Raw genomic sequence first — 1781 nt, forward strand, 5'->3', positions numbered from 1 at the left:
TGTCATCCAGCGCCGAAAAGTCCCTTTCCAAACTCGATTGCCAGACCGCAAAGCGGATCATTACGTTCCCGCGCGAGCGGGTTGCAGCCGGTGAAGATCCCCGCGCGTCAGGAAAGCCACTGTCCGGGCCCTTGGCAGGTCGCTGGCGCTACCGCGTTGGCGACTACCGGATTGTCTGCGAGATCGAGGATGGCAGGCTTGTCGTGCTTGTGCTGACCGTTGGCCACCGAAGTGGCATTTACCGCTGCCCCCCTAAGGACATCCATAACCCATAGAGAGAAGGGGGAAGGGGACGGGCGATCCATGGAGGATCGACGGAGGTTCCCTTGTCCTACACCATCGACATTGGCGCAGCGCCCGCGAACGCCGACTGCGCCCAGCTCGGCCAGACCCCCGACTTCGAGCGGGTCAATCGCTTCGAGATCGACGCCTACCGGATCGGCATCATCGCGATCCATGGCCTTCCCCCTGAAGGCTGCCGCCTCACCAGCAAGCCCAATCGCCACGATTTTGGCACCTACCGCACTCTCGTCCTGCACATCGACGACGAGAACGACCCTGCGGTCGCCGCCTATGCCGAGGCCGTAGAAGACGGGCTTGGCTCCTGGATCGAAGCCGCGATCGCATGCCCCGTCGAATATGACGGCATTGTCGCAACCATTCCGAGGCCCGAACTCGACGAGGTAGCGATCGGCGCGCTGCTGACCACGCGCCCCGGTGCCAACGGCCGTTTCGCGATCCCCGCATTCGAGAAGATCCACACCAACCTTTCGGCCGCATTCCCCAAGCTCGCCGAGGCCGCCCGCGCGCGCCTCGCCGGCAATGCCGCCTGACCGCGCAGGAGATCCATCATGGCGAATAACTACCTCTCCAGTTCCTTCATCCTCGAGATGACCGCCGATGATGCCGAAATGGTCAGGCTAGCGCAGCGCGCGAGCGAGATCGTCGAAAACTCCTGTATAAGCGATACCGGACGCGACCTCGAATACGCCGACCTTGGACCCCGCTTCGCCGCACTCTTTCCGCCCAAGGACGATGACGATTTCGGCAGTTTCCTCGACCTGTTCGATGATCCCGACTTTCCGACGTTCGACTGCAGCATCGTCATCAGCGAACCCGATGCCGAGGGGCACTGCCAGGTCAGCTTCAGCGGCAACCAGTTTGGCGTCGATCAGGTGGCGAACCTGATCTTCGCCGCATGTAAGTCCGCGCTCCCCTGCGCGTTCTCCTGGGCCCATACCTGCGATGCCCTGCGGCCTGACGAGTTCGGCGGCGGCTGCGTGATCATCACCGAAGCCGGAATTGATTTTCACAGCACGACCGGGATCATCGGGCGGGTACTCGGCACCGGCGCCGGTCCCTCCGAGACCCCCAAGCCGGTATTCGACCCGGCGCTCGTCTCCATCGAGCAGAAGCGCTTCAGCCATACCCAATGGGAAATCCTCGTCTGCTACAACGGCCTACGCATCGAGCAGTATGGCGACAAGATCGAGTTGGCCGGAAAGGAGTATCGAGGATACCCGCGCGAGGTGTGGATGGCAGTCGCCTATCGCGAAGCGATCGCGCGTGACATGGCCAGCAGGCTTCCCGTCGTCGAGGAAGCCGCGATCACCGCCCATCTGACGACGCACTGATCCCATGCTGCACCAGCATCTGCATCTTGCCGGCGCCACGCCGGCAGGACTGACTTCGCTCGCCCTGCCTGCCGAGATCCGCGCCGCGATCAAGGCCGGGGCCTGGATCGTCTTCAACGTCTCGGGCGGCAAGGATTCCTCCGCCGC

Annotated in this window: 3 protein-coding genes; all 3 read left to right on the forward strand. The window is 63.3% G+C overall.

Annotated features, from left to right (window positions below; all coding sequences use genetic code 11):
• Positions 1–275: type II toxin-antitoxin system RelE family toxin (locus tag LH128_RS32615; RefSeq protein ID WP_008828891.1), on the forward strand; the 275-nt coding region annotated here is incomplete at its 5' end.
• A gap of 51 nt (positions 276–326) precedes the next feature.
• Positions 327–833: a hypothetical protein gene (locus LH128_RS28705; protein ID WP_008833214.1), complete on the forward strand. Its 507-nt coding sequence runs from the start codon at positions 327–329 to the stop codon at positions 831–833.
• Between the two features lie 18 nt (positions 834–851).
• Entirely contained in the window at positions 852–1634 is a 783-nt protein-coding gene (locus LH128_RS31615) for a hypothetical protein (protein WP_008833215.1), read from the forward strand.
• Positions 1635–1781: the final 147 nt, after the last annotated feature.

Origin of the sequence: Sphingomonas sp. LH128 (genome assembly GCF_000293195.2) — a bacterium.
Classification (GTDB): Bacteria; Pseudomonadota; Alphaproteobacteria; order Sphingomonadales; family Sphingomonadaceae; genus Novosphingobium; species Novosphingobium resinovorum_A.